The organism is Marinococcus tarijensis, from assembly GCF_054971385.1.
On sequence record NZ_JBQOJA010000004.1, the window covers coordinates 1 to 19,283 of the forward strand.

A 19,283-nucleotide genomic window follows, 5' to 3' on the forward strand; every position below is an offset into this window, starting at 1 on the left:
TAAGACATAAAAAATGCTCCCCTCTAAGCAAAACAGATGATTTATTTCACCTGTCTACTTAAAGGGGAGCATATCACATCAATATGGGGAGCCGGCCTTTTTAGTGTTCCTGATCCATAGCCTGGGAAAGCGATGAGGCAATCGGCACATCCTGAAATCTGATGCCAAGATTGACAGAGGTCTGGGCGATTTCAGGACGCATTCCTGCCAGGACAGGCTGTACGCCAATCAGCTTTAACGAACGGATCAGGCCGAAAATTTGATGAGCGACGTAGGTATCGATGCCGGCTACGCCGGAAAGGTCAATAAACAATTCAGAGACCTGATTTTTCGAGCATGCCTCGAGTGTGTGCTCGAGTATCACTGCAGCCCGTTCTTCGTCAATTTCTCCAATTAACGGAAGAAGGGCGGAGGATTTATTCAGAGAAATAACCGGAGCGCTCAGTTCATTAATAATACTTTCCTTCGCCTCCAGCTTCTGCAGGAGCAGCCGGTTGGATTTTTCCACGTAGGAAAGAATAATCTGATCCATGCCGTTTGTTACGAGCTCCCGAAGCTGTTCCTTCATATTGGCAGAGAGCTCTGGGTGCTCTTCAGCGTAAAAGCGCTTCAAATAGGCTGTATACTGCTCCCGGTACCTCATCATTTCCCGGACGACCCGCGCATCCTTCGTCCGGAAGTATTTGGGATCACTTATAATGCCGTCTATCCATACTTCAAAGGTGTTCTCCCATGTATTCCGGTCCTCGATAAAAATACTTGAGAAATATAAATGAAATTCATAAGTCTGAACCTTCAGCTCCTCGACTTCTTTTGGGTCCGTCGTTGCGTAAGCAGATTCCCTGTCTGATTCCTCCAGCGTTTCGTACCATGAATTCGCCATTTCCGCTGCGTGATTGACAAAATAGTCACGGATCAACTGGTTGGTGCTCATACGGCACCGTCTCCCTTCTGTATGCAGAGTACTCATATCCTTTTCCGTGTTCCTTAAAAAAGGTGAAGCTAAACGGGGAAAATTATGTCTCCGGCTGGAGCTGGCGGGACCTCCGTAACGTCCACTGGTCTTTTTCAAGGTGTGCTTTAAAGCGGTTCATGATCCAAAGATGAATAAACGCCTGGGTATATTGATAAAAGTACCATGGCATAGACGGTACATAATCATGTACCGCTACAATGCACTGGTTCGTGTGAGGAATTTTACGAAATTCCAGCCGGCCCCGTTCTCCTTCATTCACCTGTGCAAGGAGCCCCCCGGTAATATAGTACAGCGCCCGGTCTTCTTCGCTGCGCTCTTTAGAATAGGAAAGCTCAAGAAATGTTCTTTTCATGAAAGCAGGCCGCAGACCGTACAGGTAACGATCCGTCGTTTCCACCTTTACGAAAGGGCGCAGAAGCTTCGGGAGCCACTTGATATAATACCGGGCCGTCCAGTCCGCGTCTCTTCCACTTGGAATAGTGACGCGCTGGACCGAGCGGACCTTCCGTTCTACAGGTGACGGCTTCAGGCGTGCCAAAATGGATGACTGCTCCTTTCTGCTTTCCTTCAGGGAGTTTTCTGCGGCCTCCTGAAATGAAATTTCCCCATCACTAATGCCCTTCACACTTTTTGCCGGATCAGCCACCATTGGGTGGATCAAGCTTTCAATCAGCGGATAAACGAGGCTTTTCGGCGTCCCTGTAGTCACACTCACCCACAGTCTTGAAAGGCGCACGGTGAAAAAAGGCACGGTGACTGCATACCGTTTTTTTCCCATGACCTTTGAAGTGATATCCATCATTTTCCGGTAGGTCATTACGTCCGGCCCTCCAACATCAATGGAACGATTATAGAGCGATTCCTCCCCGATACTCTTCTGCAGACTGTTTAATATGTCGGCAAGCGCAATCGGATGGGTCTTGGTCTGCGTCCATTTCGGAAGAATCATGACCGGCAGCCGCTTCACCAGCTTTGCGAGAATAGGGAACGAGGATCCCTGCGGGCCGACAATTAATCCTGCCCGTATAGCAGTCACAGGCGTCCGGTATGATTTCAGAATTTTCTCCACCTCAAGCCGGCTGCTTAAATGGCGGGAAAGACGGTCAGCTTCAGGAATAATGCCGCTCAAATAAACGACCTGCTTCACCTGCTTCTGCTCGGCGGCACGTGCGAAATTATCCGCCAGAATAACATCCATATCCTCAAACCGCCCCTGAGTCAGCTTGGATGTCGGCATCATCGAATGAACTAAGTACAGAGCATAATCTGCTCCTTCGAGTGCCTGTTCCGCGTCTTTTAATGAAAATAAGTCACACGAGCGCCATGTTACATGCTCCTCGTTTTCCTTTGTATCTATGTTTCTCGACAGAGCAATAATATCCGCATGCTTTTTCAGTTCCTTCATCAGGTTTCGTCCGATGTATCCACTGGCGCCAGTAATAGCGATGACCGGTCTCCGGCCGTTTATATCCTTCATGCTTGCACACTCCTTTTCGCTTATTAGCTTTACACACACCATTCCCTAATTTCTCCGCCACTAATTACATATTTATTTTAGAAATAATCCACTGCGCAATTATCACTGTAACAAAGCTGACGAGAAACCCAAAAACTACAAAAGCAAGCACCCACAGCCATCCTCTGTCGAGATTCAGACCGGCGAGCAGACCAATCACTGCCCACGTCAAAGCTGTCGGCAGCGCATATTTTAACGCATTTTCCATCGAGTCATTCCCCCTCTTCTGCTCCTTTCCCGTTTCGATTTCCTCCCAACACGTAAGTTCATCATTTGTTCACAACTATCCATTTTCTGTACTTGTATCAATTTGTGAAATAGTGCACAATGTAAATAGATAAAGATTGCTCATTCATTCACATGATTCATATTCGAAAGGGGATTTTATATATGAAAAGAAATCACGTCCACCGGGTTGTTGTTGTCGGAGCCGGCGCTGTCGGCAGCGGCTATGCATTTTCGTTAATTAATCAGGGCGTCGTCGAGGAGCTCGTGATCATCGATCTCGATGAACGCAAGGCCGAAGGGGACGTGATGGATCTCAATCACGGTAAAGCCTTTGCTCCGCACCCTACTAAAACATGGTTTGGCACCTATGAAGACTGCCGGGATGCCGACATTGTCTGCATTACCGCCGGTGCCAACCAAAAACCCGGTGAAAGCCGTCTCGATCTTGTAGGCAAAAATACGGCTATATTTAAAAATATCGTCGGTCAGGTGATGAATAACGGCTTTGACGGAATATTCCTTATCGCTACCAACCCTGTGGATATTCTTACGTATGCCACCCAGCAGTTCAGTGGCCTTCCAAGAGAACGGGTCATTGGAAGCGGGACAATTCTGGATACTGCCCGCCTGCGGTTTATGCTGAGTGACTATTTCGATACTGCTGCCCAGAACTCCCACGCCTATATCATTGGTGAACACGGCGACACGTCGCTTGCCGTCTGGAGCCAGGCAAACGTCGGCGGCCGAAACGCCGTAGAGCTCGCGGATGAAAAAGAGGACAAAGATGTGAAGGAAATGAAAGGCATGATTGAAGACGTCCGCGGGGCTGCCTATGAGATCATTGAGCGCAAGGGCGCCACCAGCTACGGCATCGCGATGGGACTCACCCGTATTACAAACGCGATTCTTAAAAACGAAAACAGTGTTTTGACTGTCAGCGCCCACCTCAACGGCCAGTACGGAGAAAATAATCTGTGCATTGGTGTCCCGGCCGTCATTAACCGCGAGGGGATACGGGAAGTGATCGAACTGCCACTGAATGAAGAGGAAGCCCGCAGCTTCCGCCACAGCGCAGAGACACTCCGCACCGTTTGGGAAAATGCGAACGGACAGGCGGCTAATTAAACAAGTCTCTTATTATACAAATACAGCCCTTCCACTGCGAAGGGTTTTTTCACGTCTCCAGCCCCCGAAGCGCACGGATTCCCCATTTCGGGGCAATGTATGTTAGAATTTGAAGGAATAGTAACATACTAGTGAGAAGGAGCCTGAATGTATGAGTATTTCACGTAACGATCCGTGTCCTTGCGGCAGCGGTAAAAAATACAAAAAATGCTGCGGCGATCCCGCCAATCAGCCAGCTTATACGACTGAAGAAGTAACCAACATACAGCTGGATCTTGCAGCCGCTGCGAACAAAGACAGCCGGAAGGATTTCAGCCATTATTACCGCCGTGTCTACCGGCCGAACTATTTCCCTTATGCCTGGCATAAATTTGTCCAAAATCTGGCGCTTGCCGACTTTTTACTGCACGGCAACGAGCGCAGGGAATGGATGAACATCCATCAGCAGATAGAGCAGAACAGTCAGCACCCGCGGCTTCAGCGTCTTTATTCCAACTGGACCGGGCATAATCTGTCATTATTCCGTTTGAATAAAATGACTGACGACTGGTACGAGGTCACTGACCTGCTGAGCGGGGAGGTTCACCACATTGAACCACTGTCCTTTTTCCGGGACCTGCAGGAAAACATTGTATTTCTCGCCTTTTTAGTTCCTGTGGAGGACAAATGGTATCCAATGCTCGGCCTGCTGCCGTTCCATCCGGACTTCGGCGATGATGTCATTAAAAGTGTTACCGGCTCTGTTCCGGATAACGAAGCGGATAAAGCCGGCTGGATCACGCATCACCTGCCGGACGTGCTTCGTACACTGAAGGACGATCTTCAGGAGAAATACCAGGAAGCAGACAGCACCTCACCTTCCGCTGAAACAGAGGATGAGGATAATGCCGAAACCGAAACAAAAGAAACCGCTTCGGCCTCGACTGGTGCTTTAAACGAGGAACAGCAGAAAGTGATCGAAACGCTTGAAGGCTCTGCCCGTCTGTCCGCGGATGCAGCAGCGGCAGCTTCGGATCTGTGGATTCAGTTTTGCGAGCAGGAAAATCCTGTGATCCGCAAGCCGGAAGCCCAGGCAGCAGCCCTTGAATACGCAGTAGGAGGCGGCACCCAGAAGGAAATTGCCGAGCGCTACGGCGTGGCCTCGTCCACTATTCGTATGCAGTGGAAAAAGATGGAGCCTTACACGTCAAATGAAAATGCATAAACAGTAAAACGGCCTGCAGGGATGAACTCCTGCAGGCCGTTTGCTGCTTCAGAAAGAACCCTTCTTTTTTCGTTTTTTCAAGGCAAGCATACGGCTTCCGGCAAGAGCGAGATGGATGGAAGCGGCCATCAGTATAAGGTCGAGCTCGAAGCCTCCAATCAGCCCCTGCTGCCATTTAACCGTTACAATCGCTCCAAGCATAATGAGCGCAAACAAGCCGGCGACGACACGCGTCAGTACCCCGAGAATAAGTAAGAGTCCTCCCGCTGCTTCGATAACCGCTACAGCGTAAGCAGTGCCATCCGGCATTCCCATGCTGCCAAACGATGCAGCCTGGGCACCCATTCCATTCAGTAATTTATCGGCTCCGTGGGCTAAAAATATCACGCCCGTCACGACCCGGAGGATCAGCAGTCCGGCTTCGATATTTTTCATATGATTTCCTCCTTTTTCTTTTTCATCAGTATGCGGAACTACTGCAAATTTGAAAAGGCACTATAAGAAGATACGTGATTTTTGCCTATAAAAAAAAGAGACCGGAGCGGCCTCTTGTCACAGTTTTTTCTCAAGCCAGATGCGTTCATCTGTTAATTCCTCTTTCACCTGAAAGCCTGCCGCCTTCAGCATATCAATAAATTCCGGATACCGGTGGGCAAGCTTCGTCTGCACGACCTGATATCCCTGCTCACGGGCATGGATAAGAACGTTGCCGACAAGACGGCTTCTCCATCCGTCATCTTCAAACGCTTCCTCCATTCCGTTCAGCCAGCTGTACCATACGCTGTCATCTTTCGCATAGCTGATGTCATAGCCGAGAATCTTTCCTTCCTCCCGTGCTACCTGCACAAGGGATGCCTCTGCCTGTTCGAGGGTTTGATGCATTGGTTCCATTTTTTCAAAAAGCTGAGCGTGTAAATATAGGATGCCCTGAAGCACTTCGCTTGGAGGCATGCCTTCGTATTTTTCTATCTGCATCGTAATTGTTCCTTCCTTCCATCACTAACTTCTACGGCAAGTGTAGCATATGCGGGCACAGTTTATCTTTCCTACCGCCTTTTTCAAGTTCATGTTACCATGTAAAGTGATATGAAAAGACGTCCCGATACACGAATACATACCAGAACGTAGTTGAGGAGATCGATGAGTCATGGAACTGACATTAAATCTGTATTATCTTTTATTTATCGGCCTGGCATTAAATGCCGTTATTTACGTCATCGCCCGCATTAAACAGCACGGCCGCCGGCACCGGTTCGCCGCAGCGAATGTAACATTTATCGCTTTTTTCTCTGTATTGATTTTAAGCATTGTATTCACCCGCTTGATCGGACCCGACTTATTTGTCGTAAGCGTCGGCATGATTTTTATGTTCGTTATCGCTGCCCTTTTGGATAAAAAAATAGAAGCAGACTAAAAACAGACAGTGGCGCTATGCCCTGTCTGTTTTCATTCAGATAAATAACTGCTTAACATGTATCCAGGCATCATACGGATTTACCCTGGAGCCTTTGAATCTCCTGCATTAATAAATTGAGCTCTTCCTGGGTGCTGTTTATCGAAGCTGATAATTTGCCGAGTTCGATATTGGCGGTTTGATACAGGCACTTTGTGAGTTTATCGATAGAGTCAGAATTGAAGATTTTAGCATTACCTATGGATGGGGACATACAGTTTACAGCTATTTTGAACAGCCTCCTTGAATCACTTTTTAATTGGAGAAGCATCTATCAAATGCATTCGGACCATTATATTGTACCTATAATTCCCTGTTTATTATACCACAAACCGAAAAAATTCATAGTAATATAGTAATGAACTGGATTCATAGTACCTCTGATAATGACAAGCAAAAACAGGCAGAGCCTCTGGGCCCTGCCTGTTTTTATTATGAAATTTTCACCCGCTGCAGACGCAGGGCATTCAGTACAACAGAAACGGAACTGAACGCCATGGCTGCCCCGGCCACCCACGGAGCGAGCAGGCCGATGGCGGCAATAGGAATGCCAACGGAATTATACACAAACGCAAAGAATAAATTTTCTTTAATGTTTTTCATCGTTGCCCGGCTCATGAGTACCGCATCTGCTGCGCTGTTTAAATCCCCGCGCATCAGCGTAATGTCGGCTGCCTCCACAGCGATATCCGTTCCTGTACCAACAGCCATGCCGATATCAGCGGTCGCAAGCGCTGGTGCATCGTTAATGCCGTCTCCCACCATAGCGACACGCCGGCCTTCACGCTGCAGCCGCGTTACTTCGCTGCTTTTCTGCTCCGGAAGCACACGCGCAATCACACGGTCGATTCCTACTTCTGCTGCAATGGCACGGGCAGTCTTTTCGTTATCGCCGGTGATCATGACGACTTCAAGCCCTGCTGCCTGCATACGCTCCACTGCCCGTCTGGATGTTTCTTTCACTGTATCCGCTACGGCAATCCAGCCGATAAAGTGGTCGTTTACTGCCACTCCCATGACTGTTTTGCCCTGCTCCTCCAGCGTTTCGTTTTCCGCTGCTTCCGGCATTTCTGCCACATTGCGCTCCGCCAGCCAGGTACTGGTGCCAACCGCGACAGTACCGGCGTCGGTGACTGCAAGCACCCCTTTGCCGGGTACTGCTTCAAACGAAGAGGCCCTTGGCAGCGTAATATTTTTCTGCGCCGCATCCTGGACAATCGCCTGAGCCAGCGCATGCTCGGAGGATTGCTCCGCTCCGGCAGCGTGCATCAAAAGCTGCTGCTCCGTCCAGTCCGGTGCCGGCACAATGTCAGTCACTGCCGGCTCGCCTTTCGTAATCGTGCCGGTTTTATCAAGCAGAATGGTCTCCACGGCACCGGTGCTCTCCAGGTACTGGCCGCCTTTAAACAGCACGCCGTTTTCGGCAGCCCTGCCGGATCCTGCCATGATAGACGTCGGTGTTGCGAGACCGAGCGCACACGGACAGGCGATGACAAGGATGGCAATAGTCGGCAGCAGTGCCGCTTCAAGCGACCCGGGCTGCACAAAAAGAATCCATGCGAGAAAGGTCAACAGTGCGATGCCAATTACAATCGGCACGAACACTCCGGATACGCGGTCGGCGAGGCGTTGAATCTCCGCCTTTCCGCCCTGGGCTTCCTCGACGACACGCACAATCTGGGACAGCGCCGTATCCTTTCCGACCCGGGTGGCACGCATCCGGAGGCGTCCGTTTCCATTCACCGTCGCACCAATCACCGTGTCTCCCGTGTCTTTTTCCACCGGAATACTTTCGCCCGTAAGCATGGATTCATCCACAGACGAGCGGCCGTCTATGACCTCACCGTCCACCGGCACCCTGGCGCCCGGCTTCACGTGGACAATGTCGCCCTCCTGAACGTCCTCGCTCTTGATCTCTGTTACTTCCCCGTTTCGCTCCACCAGAGCGGTTTCGGCTTTTAACGAGAGCAGTGATTTGATGGCGCGCGAGGTGCGTCCCTTCGCTTTCGCTTCGAACCACTTACCGAGAAGAATAAGGGTAATAATCACTGCTGACGTTTCAAAATACAGCCCTTCAGATGCATTGCCTGTCAGCACAAAATACAGACTGTAAAAATAGGCAGCCGATGTCCCAAGGGCGACCAGCACATCCATATTGGCGCTGCCGCTTCGCAGGGATTTATAGGCGCTCCGGTAAAACGTGGAGCCGATGATAAACTGAACCGGTGTCGCAAGGCCGACCTGAACCCATGGGTTCATCAGCACTTCCGGTGCCCAGAGAAAGGACAGAAATCCGAAATGGGACACCATCGTCCATACAAGCGGAAGAGTTAAAAGCGTGGAAACCAGCAGCTGCCACCCTTTTTTCCGCTGTTCTTTTTCTCTCGGATCCTCCGTCTCTTCCTCGGTCCGTTCGGTTAACCCATATCCTAATTTATCCACTGCCTGTTCCATGTCTTCTACAGAAACTTCTCCGTCCAGATAGTGGACCGTTGCACGCTCCATCGCCAGGTTAACGGAGGCTTCTGAGACGCCGGGCAGTTTATTCAGCTTCTTTTCCACCCGGCTGGCACAGGCCGCACAGGTCATTCCGGAGACGTCAAACACCGCTTCGCTTCGGCGGACGCTGTAGCCGGTCTTCTCTATTTTTTCTTCCATATCGTGTGGTGCTACCTCGCTCGGATCGTACAGCACCGAAAGCTGTTCGGTCGTTAGGTTAACGGAGGCTTCCGAGACCCCCTCCATTTTCCCCACCTGCTTTTCAATCCTCCGGGAGCAGGCCGCACAGGTCATGCCCTCCACGGAAGCGTTCCAGTGGGAAAGATTGTTATTGGTTTCCTGCTTTTCCATACCAGCACCTCATTTCCATTGCAGGCTTTCTTTTAATATTATACCCCCGTATAGTATTTAGCAAACAAAAACTGTGATAAAAAAGCGGATCGTGGCTGCACGATCCGCTCCTTCTTAATTATTTATGCAGATACAACATCGTATCCCTGGTCATCTATCGCTTCATCAATATCTTTTCGTGAAGTTACTTCAGGATCATATTCTACGTCTACGGCGCCTGTATCGAGGTTTACTTTCACATTTGAAACGCCCTGAAGTTCACCAACGCCGCCTTCTACCGCAGAAACGCAGTGTCCACAGCTCATTCCTTCCACCTGGATTGTTTCTTTTTTCATTTCAACCATCCTTTCTTTCCCCCAATTATATAATACACCACAGGGGTATTGTCAAAAATCACTTCATCATCCGCCGCATAACGGCCATCAGCTCTTCAATGGATTCTTCGCCTTCGCCGTCTTTAATCGCATTCGCCACACAGTGCGAGGTATGGTCCTCCATTAATGCCAGAGATACTTTATTGGTCGCAGACTGAATAGCTGCAATCTGGTTTAAAATATCGACACAGTACCGATCATTTTCCACCATATCGTGAACGCCGCGCACCTGTCCTTCAATGCGCTTTAACCGATTCAGCATTTGTTGTTTATTAGGTTGGACGGTCCTTTTATTGCCTGAAGCATGCTCCATACTGTCCACTCCTTCTTATCGCTTATTTACCGCTAGTTTACTAGGTTGATCGGCGTTAATCAATTTTTATGATTCATAGCAAAGCCCTGTTTTTCGTGATAATTTTGAAAAAAATAAAATAAAGGGTTGCGTAAAATGAGAGCGTTTTCTATAATGAAGTCATTCTTCCAAAACGTTTCGGAGGCTGATCATGAATACCATAAAAGATATCGCTAAAGCAGCCGGCGTTTCCGTCACCACTGTTTCAAGAGCTTTGAATGGATACAGCGATGTCAATGAACAGACACGCCAGCGTATTCAGGAGATCGCCGAACAACTGGACTATACGCCAAACCACATCGCCCGCGGCCTCGTTATGAATCGTTCGAAGACAATTGGGCTCTTAACCTCCCAGTCCTTTCCGTCCAATCCGAAGGATACGTTCACACTTGATATTCTGGCCGGCGTAAATGAATACGCCAACGAATGCGGCTATGACCTTATCCTGTTTCAATCCCGTCCCGCCGGGGACCGTACGTATTACCAAATGTGCCGGGAACGACAGCTCGAAGGAGTCATCACCCAGAACCTCCCCCATGACCACTCCGCCACCGAGGAATTGGCGGCTACCGAACTTCCATGCGTGTTTATCGACAATCATGTGGAAAGCGGTAACGCAAGCTTTGTCACTACCGATAACGCTGACGGTGCCCGTCAGGCGCTGGTACATTTGATCGGACTCGGTCATGAACACATCGCATTTATTAATGGCCATCATTACGCCTACGTATCCAAAGAACGCCGGAAGGGCTACGAGGAAGCACTCCGGGAGTCCGGCCTGCCCTACCGGGAGGAATACGTCCGGGAGGCAGCCTTCGATGAAAAAAAGGCAGAGCAGGAAGCGATCGGGCTGCTTCAGGCCCATCCGCACATTACCGCCGTCTTTTGCGCAAGTGATTTAATGGCTCACGGTGTGATGCGTGCAGCTCATCATCTCGGATACATGCTGCCGCGGGATTTATCAATCATCGGCTTTGACGACCTCGTACTCGCAGAGTATTTTTCCCCGCCCCTGACCACTGTCCATCAGGACCGGTACACGCTGGGACGCAAAGCCTGTGAATTACTTATTGAGAAGATTGAAGGAAGAGATACGCCTGCCAGCCTGATAATTCCTGCTTCGTTAACCGTGCGGGAATCCACCGGCATTCCGGGGAGCAGGTAGGCTATTTCCTTCTTCTCTCCACCATCCGAAACGTTTCGGATATTTTGAAATCGATTTCACTTAAGGAGGAATAGGCATGAAGAAAGCTGCAGCCGTTACAGGAGCGTTTATAATGCTCGCCGGATGTTCAAATGCGGACATCTCTCCCACTGCTGAGGACGAAGTCACGATTACGTACGCCCGCGGCGTGGATACGACTAATGCAACAGATGCCACGATCAAGGCATTTGAAGAAGAGCATCCAAACATCAATGTGGATGTACGGGAGATGCCGCCGGACACAGGCGAACAGCATAACCAGTACGCTACGATTCTAAGCAGCGGCAGTGATGAAATCGATGTATTTGCCGCTGACGTGGTCTGGCCGGCGGAATTCGCCCAGGCTGGCTATGCGCTTCCGCTCGACCGCCTGATTGAAAGAGACAACGTCAATATTGATGCCCACTTCCCGGCCACTATTGAATCCACCTCCTATAACGGACGGCAGTTCGCCATGCCGGCTTATACAGATGCCGGGCTGTTGTTTTACCGGAACGATATTGTAGACGAGCCGCCGGAAACGTGGGAGGAGCTTGAAACGATGGCTGCAGAGCTTCAGGGCGAGGAAGGCACCTCCTTCGGCTACGCGATGCAGGCTTCCCAGTATGAAGGCCTCGTCACTAATGCTATTGAGTACATCGGCGCCTATGGCGGCCAGATTATTAACGAAAATCAGGAGGTAGTTGTCAATTCTCCCGAGGCCATTGAAGGTATTCAAAAAATGATTGATGTGACGCAGTCTGACTTTGTACCAAATAACATTCTTAATTTCCAGGAAATAGAAACGGAAAACGCCTTTATTAACGGGAATACCGTTTTTGCCCGGAACTGGCCGTATCTCCTGTCCACTTCCACAGATCCGGAAATCTCCAACATTCCTGATAATGTCAGCTTCACCACGCTCCCTTCCGGAAGCGATGGCACTGCTTCTGCTCTCGGCGGGTGGACCACGATGATCAACAAAAATTCTGAAGAGGTCGATGCTTCCTGGGAATTTGTAAAATTTATGTCCAGTGAGCAGGGCCAGAAAATCGGTGCTCTCGAAGGAAGCCGGGCTCCTACCATTGAGTCCCTGTATGAAGATGAAGATATCCAGGAGGCAAATGCTCTGTTTGGGGATGAGGCATTCGTCGAAACGCTTCAAAATGCAGTACCGCGCCCAGTAACAGCAGATTACCCGGAGGTGTCGGATATTATGCAGATCGAACTTTCGCGGGCAGCGGCGGGTGAAATCACGGCTGAAGAAGCTGCTGCCAGCATGGAACGCAAATTGAGCGCCGTTTTGAATGAAGAATAACACGGATTCAAAGGAGGAAGTCCCATGGCTGGAAAACCTGGACGCAAATTTCAATTAAACGAAAAACAATTAGGCTACGCAATGGTCGCCCCGGCGCTCGTTTTGATTCTTCTCGTCGTTATATGGCCCATTATGCTTTCCGGCTGGAACAGCCTGTTTGACTACCGGCTGAATGATCCGACAAAATCGGAGCGTATTATGTCCGAAAGCCTGAATCTCGAAGAATATGCCGACAACCGGTACCTTGTCGAACAAGGTGTCAACGAGTTAAGCGAAGCTTATCCGGAAGGAGAGGAAACGTTTAACGAAACCTGGACTGTCGTCCAGGAGCATCATGAAGAGCTCGTTGCCGACGAAGAAATGGCTTCAAGCTACCAGGAAGTCAACAGTATGCTGAACGACTACGAGCCGATCACAGATGACAGCCTGCGTATCCACTCCATCGACGGCTCGTGGGGCAGCGACTTTGAAGCTGCAATGGATGAACAGATCGAGGCCGTTAATTCCTTGCAGCAGCAGGCGGATGGGGACACGGCAGTGGAAATAGGCTACCTTTCCGCCCAGCTTGGCAATCTGCAGGGCTCGGTGCTCTCCTCGAACTTTGTCGGCCTGCAGAATTACGCGGATTATCTGCTGGATGGACGGACCTGGACGGCTTTGACAAATACGACCTTCTTTACGATCGTTTCCGTCGGCGCTGAGCTGATCATCGGCCTTGGTGTCGCCCTGTTAATCAACCGGACCTTCAAAGGACGGGGCATCGTCCGGGCTTCGGTCCTCGTACCCTGGGCTATTCCAACAGCGGTAGCTGCCATGATGTGGAGCTATCTGTTCGACGGACAGTCAGGGATTGTCGCTCACTATATGGCAGCGGTTGGCTTAATTTCTGACCCGGGCGCTCTTTTAACGACGGCTTCCGGCTCCATGTTTTCCATCATATTCGCAGACGTATGGAAAACGACCCCTTACATGGCGCTCCTTCTGCTTGCCGGGCTGCAGACGATACCAAATACGCAGTATGAAGCAGCAGAAGTCGACGGAGCCGGGAGAGTACAGAAGTTCTTCTTTGTGACCCTGCCGCTGTTAAAGTCAGCGATTCTTGTTGCCCTGCTGTTCCGGACCCTTGATGCCTTCCGCGTATTTGACCTGATCTATGTGCTGACCGGCGGCGGTCCGGCAAACGCCACGGAATCAATTTCCGTCTTTGCCTATAAAGCCCTGTTTGAACAGCAGAACTTCGGTGCCGGCTCTGCCCTTTCCGTCATAGTGTTTGTCTGTGTGGCCATCATCAGCTTTATCTTCGTTAAGCTGCTTGGCTCGGACCTGTTTCCGGAAAGAGCGAAAAAATAAGTGGAAGGAGTGATTGTACATGTTTAAAAACCAAGCCGGTATCCGGTTTTATATCTTCCTGGCTATATTCGTATTTCTCGTTATGTTTCCGTTCATCTGGATCTTTTTAACCTCCCTGAAGCCCCAGAATGAGCTGACATCGTTCGCCTGGTTTACATCCAACGCCACACTTGAGTCCTACGCGTCAGCGATTACGACGAGGCCGCTGTTCCGCTACATGCTCAACAGCTTTGTCGTTTCCGGCCTGACTACGGTTTTATCGCTCTTGATTGCTTCGTTCACGGCCTATGCGGTGACCCGGCTGCCTATCCGCGGCAAGACCTTAATTTTAGGCCTTGTACTGGCCTCATCGATGTTCCCGCCAATTGCGATTTTGTCTCCAATCTTTAACTTTGTGACAGACACGGGACTTCGCAACAGCTACATCGGTCTCGTTATTCCGTATATCACCATCAGCCTGCCGCTCGCGATCTGGATTCTGGCCACCTTTTTTCAAAAAATCCCGTGGGAGCTTGAAGAATCAGCCAAGCTGGACGGTGCTACGCCATTTCAGACGTACCGCCAGATTATTCTGCCACTCGCTACCCCGGGTATCTTTACCACGGCGATTCTTGTTTTCGTCGCAGCCTGGAACGAATATCTTTTCGCCCTGGCCATCAATACCGCCGATGCCTGGCGGACGATTCCAGTTGGCATCTCCTTCTACCAGAGTGAATACACAGTACCTTGGGGCGACATTTCGGCTGCCACCGTCATCGTTACCATACCGATTGTCATTCTCGTTCTGATTTTCCAGCGCCGGATTGTTTCCGGACTTACGAGCGGGTCAGTAAAAGAATAATCATCACTATATAAAGGGAGTGGAACTCACATGAAAGCAGTAAATATCGGTGTCATCGGGTGCGGAAGCATCGCTAGAAACCGCCACATTCCAGAATATGAAGCAAATCAGCATACCACTATCCGGGCGGTCTGTGACCTCGTAAAGGAGCGCGCCGAGGAAACAGCCGCTCACCTCGGGGCTGAGGCGTACACAGATTACCATGAATTGTTAAAGGATGAATCGATTGAGGCGGTCAGCGTCTGCACCTCCAACCATATGCATGCCCAAATCAGTATTGACGCCCTGTTTGCCGGCAAGCACGTGCTCTGTGAAAAACCGATGGCGACAAGCGAACAGGAAGCTGAAGAAATGATCGAAGCTGAAAAGCGCAGCGGCAAAAAATTAATGATCGCCCACAATCAGCGCTTCGTGCCTTCACACGTGAAGGCACGGGAGCTGATTGCAAACGGCGACCTTGGCAAAGTCTTCAGCTTCCGGACGACGTTTGGCCACGGTGGTCCCGAGGGGTGGAGCATTGACGGAAAGGACAGCTGGTTTTTCCGTAAAGAGGAAGCCTTTATCGGCGCCATGGGAGACCTTGGGGTGCACAAATCCGACCTGATTCAGTTTCTGCTCGATGAGCCGGTGACTCAGGTGGCTGCTTTCGTGGAAAACAATGCAAAGGAAAATATTACGGTTGATGACAACGCCGTCTGTCTTCTCAGAACAGCAGGAGGCTTAATAGGAACCCTCACGGCCAGCTGGGCATATGTTCCCGACGAAGACAACTCAACAATCATCTACGGCGAAAAAGGCACACTCCGCCTTGAAGACGACCCGATGCATTCGCTGACGGCCCACTACACCAACGGTCATACAGTCCGCTACGAGCTGGGCGGCATTCAGACAAATGATGCCGGCGGCCAGGAAGGCTCCGGTGTGATCGATGCTTTTACTGAAAGCATCGTCTCAGATACCGTGGTTCCGGTCTCCGCTGCAGACGGAAAGCAGGCCCTCGACGTTATTCTGGCGGCTCTTTCGTCCAGCGAACGCGGTCAGTTTGTTACTATCGGGAAGGAAGGTGTTCAATAATGAAGATCGGCGTTTTTACTGTTCTCTATGCTGATTTGGCTTTTACAGATATGCTCGACAAGGTTAAACGTGCCGGGGTGCAGGCCGTAGAGCTTGGCACCGGCGGCAATCCAGGCAACGCCCATGCAGATGTGGACAGGCTTTTAAACAGCGAGGATGCACGCAAACAGTTCCAGGAAGCACTGGATGCCCGGGGCTTAACCGTCAGCGCGCTCAGCTGCCACGCCAATCCGGTTTCCCCGGACCCGGCTGAAGCAAAGGACGCGGACGAAACGTTCAAAAAAACCGTACAGCTTGCCAGCCTGCTGAGTATTCCGGTCGTTAATACGTTCTCTGGTGTCGCCGGAAGCGACGAAAGCGCCAGGCACCCAAACTGGCCGGTCGCCCCGTGGCCGAGCGCATATTCAGACATTTACAACTGGCAGTGGGAGCAAAAGCTCATTCCGTATTGGAAGGAAGCCGGCAGCTACGCCAAAGAACACGGCATCAAGGTTGGTATCGAACCTCACGGAGGCTTTCTGGTTCATACGCCGTATACAGTATTAAAGCTTCGGGAGGCGACCAATGACGCGGTGGGCGCCAACCTTGATCCGAGTCATATGTGGTGGCAGGGAATCGATCCGGTAGCCGCGATAAAAATTCTTGGAAAAGAAGGAGCGATCCACCACTTCCACGCCAAGGATACGTACATTGACCAGGATAACGTCAATATGTACGGCCTCACCGACATGCAGCCGTACAGCAGCGTTCAGACCCGCGCCTGGAGCTTCCGGTCGGTCGGCTTCGGCCACGGCATGAAGGAATGGAGCGATATGATCAGTGCGCTTCGGACATTCGGCTATGACCATGTTGTCAGCATCGAGCATGAAGATCCGATCATGTCACTCGATGAAGGCTTTGAGCGGGCCGTGCAAAACCTGAATTCCGTCAACATTTCCGAGCGTCCGGTCGACATGTGGTGGGCGTGACCCCTCCGTATTAAAAAAGCTGCTCCCCTTTACTCAGGGCGGGCAGCTTTTTAAAACAGGCGATGCTTGTACGCATAAACGACTGCCTGGGTACGGTCCTGCACCTCGAGCTTATGGAGGACACTGCTCACATGTACCTTCGCTGTTTTCAGGGCAATAAACAGCTCTTCGGCAATTTCGATATTAGTTTTTCCCTCCGCAAGCAGCCGCAGCACCTCGAGCTCGCGTGCGGTCAGCTCCTCGTGCAGCTCCCTCTGGTCCCGCCGTTTCATGTTTGCCATCAGCTTTCCTGCTACCTCGGGCTCGAGAATCGACTGCCCTTCGTGTGTTTTCCGGATTGCCGCTGCAATCTCCCCGGCCCGGGAGGTTTTTAAAATATAGCTTACCGCGCCCGCTTCAAGCGCCGGGTACACCTTTTCATCATCGATAAAGCTTGTGACAATAATAATTTTGGCTGCCGGCCATGCCTCCATAATTTTTTCTGTCGCCTCAATGCCATTCATATCATCCATCACCAGATCCATGAGGATGATATCCGGCCTGAGTTCAAGCGCCAGCCTGACCGCTTCCCTCCCGCTTGAGGCTTCAGCGGTTACTTCCATGTCCGGCTGCGTCGATAAATACGACGTCACTCCAATACGGACCATTTCGTGGTCATCTGCAAACAGGATGGTAATCATACCTCTTCTCCCTTCGACAGCCAGGGCACTTTGACATCGATGCGGCTGCCTTCTCCCGGCAGACTCACTAAATGAAAGTGCCCGCCAATTTCCTCCGCTCGTTCCTTCATCGTGCTTAATCCGTAGCTGTCCGGTTTTTCTTCCTCTGTATAGAAGCCGACGCCGTTGTCCTGAACGCGCAAAATGATAAATTCTTCGCGCTGCAGCAGTGATACCTTCAGCTCGGTCGCCTTCGCGTGGCGAAGCGTGTTGGAAATGGACTCCTGGCTGATCCGAAACAGCTGGTCCTCCACTCCCTTTTCAATCGGAAACGGTTCAATCACCTGCTTGATCTGAAGCGGCACCTTCGTCGTCAGATCGTTCAGCAGCTGAGTGATTCCCTCCTGCAGCGATTGTTTATTCAGCGCCGCCGGACGCAGATGAAGAAGCAGCGCCCGCATCTCAAGCTGAGACTGGTTAATCATCCGCTCGATGGTCTGCCACTCCCGGGAGGCTTCCCCCACACCGGACTGTTCATTAACCGCAGATATCATCATCGAAGCCGCAAACAGCTGCTGGCTGACCGAATCATGGAGCTCACGGGCAATCCGGTTCCTTTCCTGCGCAATAACCTCCTGCAGGCTCTTTTCCCGGTCCTCGGCCCGTTCTGTGGCCAGCTTCTGTCCGCGCTCCGCCTGCCCCTGCAGCTGGCGCTCCACCGCTTCAAGCTCCGTGCGCAGCTCTTCTACTTCCCGGTACACCTCTGCCGGCCAGATCGTTTTAGAGCTTCCTCTGCTCAGCCGCTCCAGCACAGTCTGCAGCTGCTGCCAGCGGGCATTCCAGGCCCGGAGCGTCAAAAGCCCAAGAGCGGTGCCAAGCAGAACAATCAGAACAACAAACAAAAAGCCGTACGGGAGACCGCTCCCGGTTTGCCCCATCAGCACTTCCCACATGTCAAAAGGCAGCAGCAACAGAAGCGGAACGACGGTGGAGGCACTGATGAGAAAGGCTGCAGCAATACCCCACCCGGCCGCTTTCACAAAGCTGTTCATCGCCGCTCCACCTCCAGGTCCCCGCTGAGAAGCGAGGTGAAAATATAAAGCGTGGAGGCTTCCTCATCTGCTGCAGGAGCGCGATAAGTGATCGTCTGGTTCCACCGCTTTGCTTCTTCTTTTCCAAACAGGCGCACGCGTCCGTACACTGTACTGTGACGGACAATCACGTTCACTTCGTACGGCACATAGACGGTCACTGAGCCAAAGCCGTGACGGACAATAATTACTGCCTGTGCCGGCAGCACGGTATTGGTCGCATCAACAATTTTATCGCCGACGCCGCCGATCACGTTAATATCCTTCCAGTGAAACGGCTTCCTTCCGACCTTCTCCCGTCCCCACAGGCAGTTGCCAAGCAGCTGGTCCCGTTCATAATTCTCCACCCTGCCGGCCAACTCTTCCATCTCTGCCTGTTCTTCGACAGGCTCCCGGCCCGACCGGCGCATCTGCAGAAGCAGCAGAACAAAAAAGGCAATTACCCAGAACTGTACGGCCCAGAGAGTGACCGCTGTAAGGCCCAGGCCGATCCACCCGGTCCACCAGAAAATGGCCGAAAGCGTCCGCCTTTTCGTCCGCTTTCCAATAAAAATAAACAGGGCGAAAAAGAAGAGCACGGGCACTAACCCGGCCCCGTCCGAAAAAAATTCCAGTATGAACAGGAGGATTCCCGTAAAAAACACGAATTGAATCATCTTCGTTGATATGTGGGAAAACATAGGAACCCTCCTTTTTTTGTTTATGTAAGTTAAAAATAGAG

Annotated in this window: 20 protein-coding genes; 9 read left to right on the forward strand and 11 right to left on the reverse strand. The window is 51.1% G+C overall.

The features are described 5' to 3' along the window. Positions 1–100: 100 nt before the first annotated feature. The 3 genes from ACTTK7_RS03045 to ACTTK7_RS03055 form a co-directional block, all read right to left on the reverse strand. On the reverse strand, positions 101–934 hold the full coding sequence (locus tag ACTTK7_RS03045) for an STAS domain-containing protein (RefSeq protein WP_462865669.1): 834 nt from the start codon (positions 932–934) through the stop codon (positions 101–103). 82 nt (positions 935–1,016) lie between these two features. Then, the gene (locus ACTTK7_RS03050) at positions 1,017–2,453 is read right to left on the reverse strand and encodes an NAD(P)H-binding protein (RefSeq protein ID WP_462865671.1); all 1,437 of its coding nucleotides are present in this window, start codon (positions 2,451–2,453) and stop codon (positions 1,017–1,019) included. A 64-nt stretch (positions 2,454–2,517) separates the two neighbouring features. After that, positions 2,518–2,700 (reverse strand): hypothetical protein, encoded by a 183-nt coding sequence (locus ACTTK7_RS03055; RefSeq protein ID WP_091613249.1) that lies wholly within the window; start codon positions 2,698–2,700, stop codon positions 2,518–2,520. Positions 2,701–2,882: 182 nt separating this feature from the next. On the opposite strand from ACTTK7_RS03055, the gene ACTTK7_RS03060 reads away from it, so the two are divergent. Both ACTTK7_RS03060 and ACTTK7_RS03065 read left to right on the forward strand, forming a co-directional pair. After that, positions 2,883–3,845, forward strand: a complete 963-nt coding sequence (locus tag ACTTK7_RS03060) for an L-lactate dehydrogenase (RefSeq protein WP_462865672.1) — start codon at positions 2,883–2,885, stop codon at positions 3,843–3,845. Between the two features lie 151 nt (positions 3,846–3,996). Then, on the forward strand, positions 3,997–5,049 hold the full coding sequence (locus ACTTK7_RS03065) for an SEC-C metal-binding domain-containing protein (RefSeq protein WP_462865675.1): 1,053 nt from the start codon (positions 3,997–3,999) through the stop codon (positions 5,047–5,049). Between the two features lie 48 nt (positions 5,050–5,097). On the opposite strand, the gene ACTTK7_RS03070 is transcribed toward ACTTK7_RS03065, so the two are convergent. Together ACTTK7_RS03070 and ACTTK7_RS03075 are read right to left on the reverse strand one after the other, a co-directional pair. Continuing rightward, on the reverse strand, positions 5,098–5,484 hold the full coding sequence (locus ACTTK7_RS03070) for a DoxX family protein (RefSeq protein WP_462865677.1): 387 nt from the start codon (positions 5,482–5,484) through the stop codon (positions 5,098–5,100). A 117-nt stretch (positions 5,485–5,601) separates the two neighbouring features. Beyond that, positions 5,602–6,024 carry a hypothetical protein gene (locus tag ACTTK7_RS03075; protein WP_462865679.1) on the reverse strand — a complete coding sequence of 141 codons (423 nt, stop codon included), beginning with the start codon at positions 6,022–6,024 and terminating at the stop codon, positions 5,602–5,604. Between the two features lie 172 nt (positions 6,025–6,196). Between ACTTK7_RS03075 and ACTTK7_RS03080 the strand changes: the two genes are divergently transcribed. Continuing rightward, entirely contained in the window at positions 6,197–6,463 is a 267-nt protein-coding gene (locus ACTTK7_RS03080) for a hypothetical protein (protein WP_462865680.1), read from the forward strand. A gap of 471 nt (positions 6,464–6,934) precedes the next feature. On the opposite strand, the gene ACTTK7_RS03085 is transcribed toward ACTTK7_RS03080, so the two are convergent. The 3 genes from ACTTK7_RS03085 to ACTTK7_RS03095 all read right to left on the reverse strand — a co-directional run bounded on the left by ACTTK7_RS03085 (position 6,935) and on the right by ACTTK7_RS03095 (position 10,048). Further along, positions 6,935–9,352, reverse strand: a complete 2,418-nt coding sequence (locus tag ACTTK7_RS03085) for a heavy metal translocating P-type ATPase (protein ID WP_462865682.1) — start codon at positions 9,350–9,352, stop codon at positions 6,935–6,937. A gap of 122 nt (positions 9,353–9,474) precedes the next feature. Further along, positions 9,475–9,687, reverse strand: coding sequence for a copper chaperone CopZ (copZ, locus tag ACTTK7_RS03090; RefSeq protein WP_022793956.1), 213 nt, complete (start codon positions 9,685–9,687; stop codon positions 9,475–9,477). A gap of 58 nt (positions 9,688–9,745) precedes the next feature. Then, positions 9,746–10,048 (reverse strand): metal-sensitive transcriptional regulator, encoded by a 303-nt coding sequence (locus ACTTK7_RS03095; RefSeq protein ID WP_371862273.1) that lies wholly within the window; start codon positions 10,046–10,048, stop codon positions 9,746–9,748. Positions 10,049–10,229: 181 nt separating this feature from the next. Between ACTTK7_RS03095 and ACTTK7_RS03100 the strand changes: the two genes are divergently transcribed. The 6 genes from ACTTK7_RS03100 (at position 10,230) to ACTTK7_RS03125 (ending at position 16,812) form a co-directional block, all read left to right on the forward strand. Beyond that, positions 10,230–11,243, forward strand: coding sequence for a LacI family DNA-binding transcriptional regulator (locus tag ACTTK7_RS03100; RefSeq protein WP_462865684.1), 1,014 nt, complete (start codon positions 10,230–10,232; stop codon positions 11,241–11,243). A 76-nt stretch (positions 11,244–11,319) separates the two neighbouring features. Further along, the gene (locus tag ACTTK7_RS03105) at positions 11,320–12,579 is read left to right on the forward strand and encodes an ABC transporter substrate-binding protein (protein ID WP_462865686.1); all 1,260 of its coding nucleotides are present in this window, start codon (positions 11,320–11,322) and stop codon (positions 12,577–12,579) included. A gap of 24 nt (positions 12,580–12,603) precedes the next feature. Next, complete coding sequence (locus ACTTK7_RS03110; RefSeq protein ID WP_462865688.1) at positions 12,604–13,929, forward strand: carbohydrate ABC transporter permease; 1,326 nt, start codon at positions 12,604–12,606, stop codon at positions 13,927–13,929. Between the two features lie 19 nt (positions 13,930–13,948). Further along, positions 13,949–14,770, forward strand: coding sequence for a carbohydrate ABC transporter permease (locus ACTTK7_RS03115; protein ID WP_462865690.1), 822 nt, complete (start codon positions 13,949–13,951; stop codon positions 14,768–14,770). Positions 14,771–14,800: 30 nt separating this feature from the next. After that, positions 14,801–15,844 carry a Gfo/Idh/MocA family protein gene (locus ACTTK7_RS03120; protein WP_462865691.1) on the forward strand — a complete coding sequence of 348 codons (1,044 nt, stop codon included), beginning with the start codon at positions 14,801–14,803 and terminating at the stop codon, positions 15,842–15,844. Continuing rightward, a complete protein-coding gene (locus ACTTK7_RS03125) occupies positions 15,844–16,812 on the forward strand; it encodes a sugar phosphate isomerase/epimerase family protein (RefSeq protein ID WP_462865693.1) in 969 nt (322 codons plus the stop codon). The genes ACTTK7_RS03120 and ACTTK7_RS03125 overlap by 1 nt, the downstream gene beginning before the upstream one ends. A 50-nt stretch (positions 16,813–16,862) precedes the next feature. On the opposite strand, the gene ACTTK7_RS03130 is transcribed toward ACTTK7_RS03125, so the two are convergent. Genes ACTTK7_RS03130 through liaF form a run of 3 tightly spaced genes read right to left on the reverse strand, consistent with a single transcriptional unit; the run spans position 16,863 to position 19,242 of the window. After that, positions 16,863–17,492 carry a response regulator gene (locus ACTTK7_RS03130; RefSeq protein ID WP_462865695.1) on the reverse strand — a complete coding sequence of 210 codons (630 nt, stop codon included), beginning with the start codon at positions 17,490–17,492 and terminating at the stop codon, positions 16,863–16,865. Then, a complete protein-coding gene (locus ACTTK7_RS03135) occupies positions 17,489–18,523 on the reverse strand; it encodes a sensor histidine kinase (protein ID WP_462865697.1) in 1,035 nt (344 codons plus the stop codon). Before ACTTK7_RS03135 ends, ACTTK7_RS03130 begins: the two co-directional genes overlap by 4 nt. After that, positions 18,520–19,242 carry a cell wall-active antibiotics response protein LiaF gene (liaF, locus tag ACTTK7_RS03140; protein ID WP_462865699.1) on the reverse strand — a complete coding sequence of 241 codons (723 nt, stop codon included), beginning with the start codon at positions 19,240–19,242 and terminating at the stop codon, positions 18,520–18,522. The genes ACTTK7_RS03135 and liaF overlap by 4 nt, the downstream gene beginning before the upstream one ends. Positions 19,243–19,283: the final 41 nt, after the last annotated feature.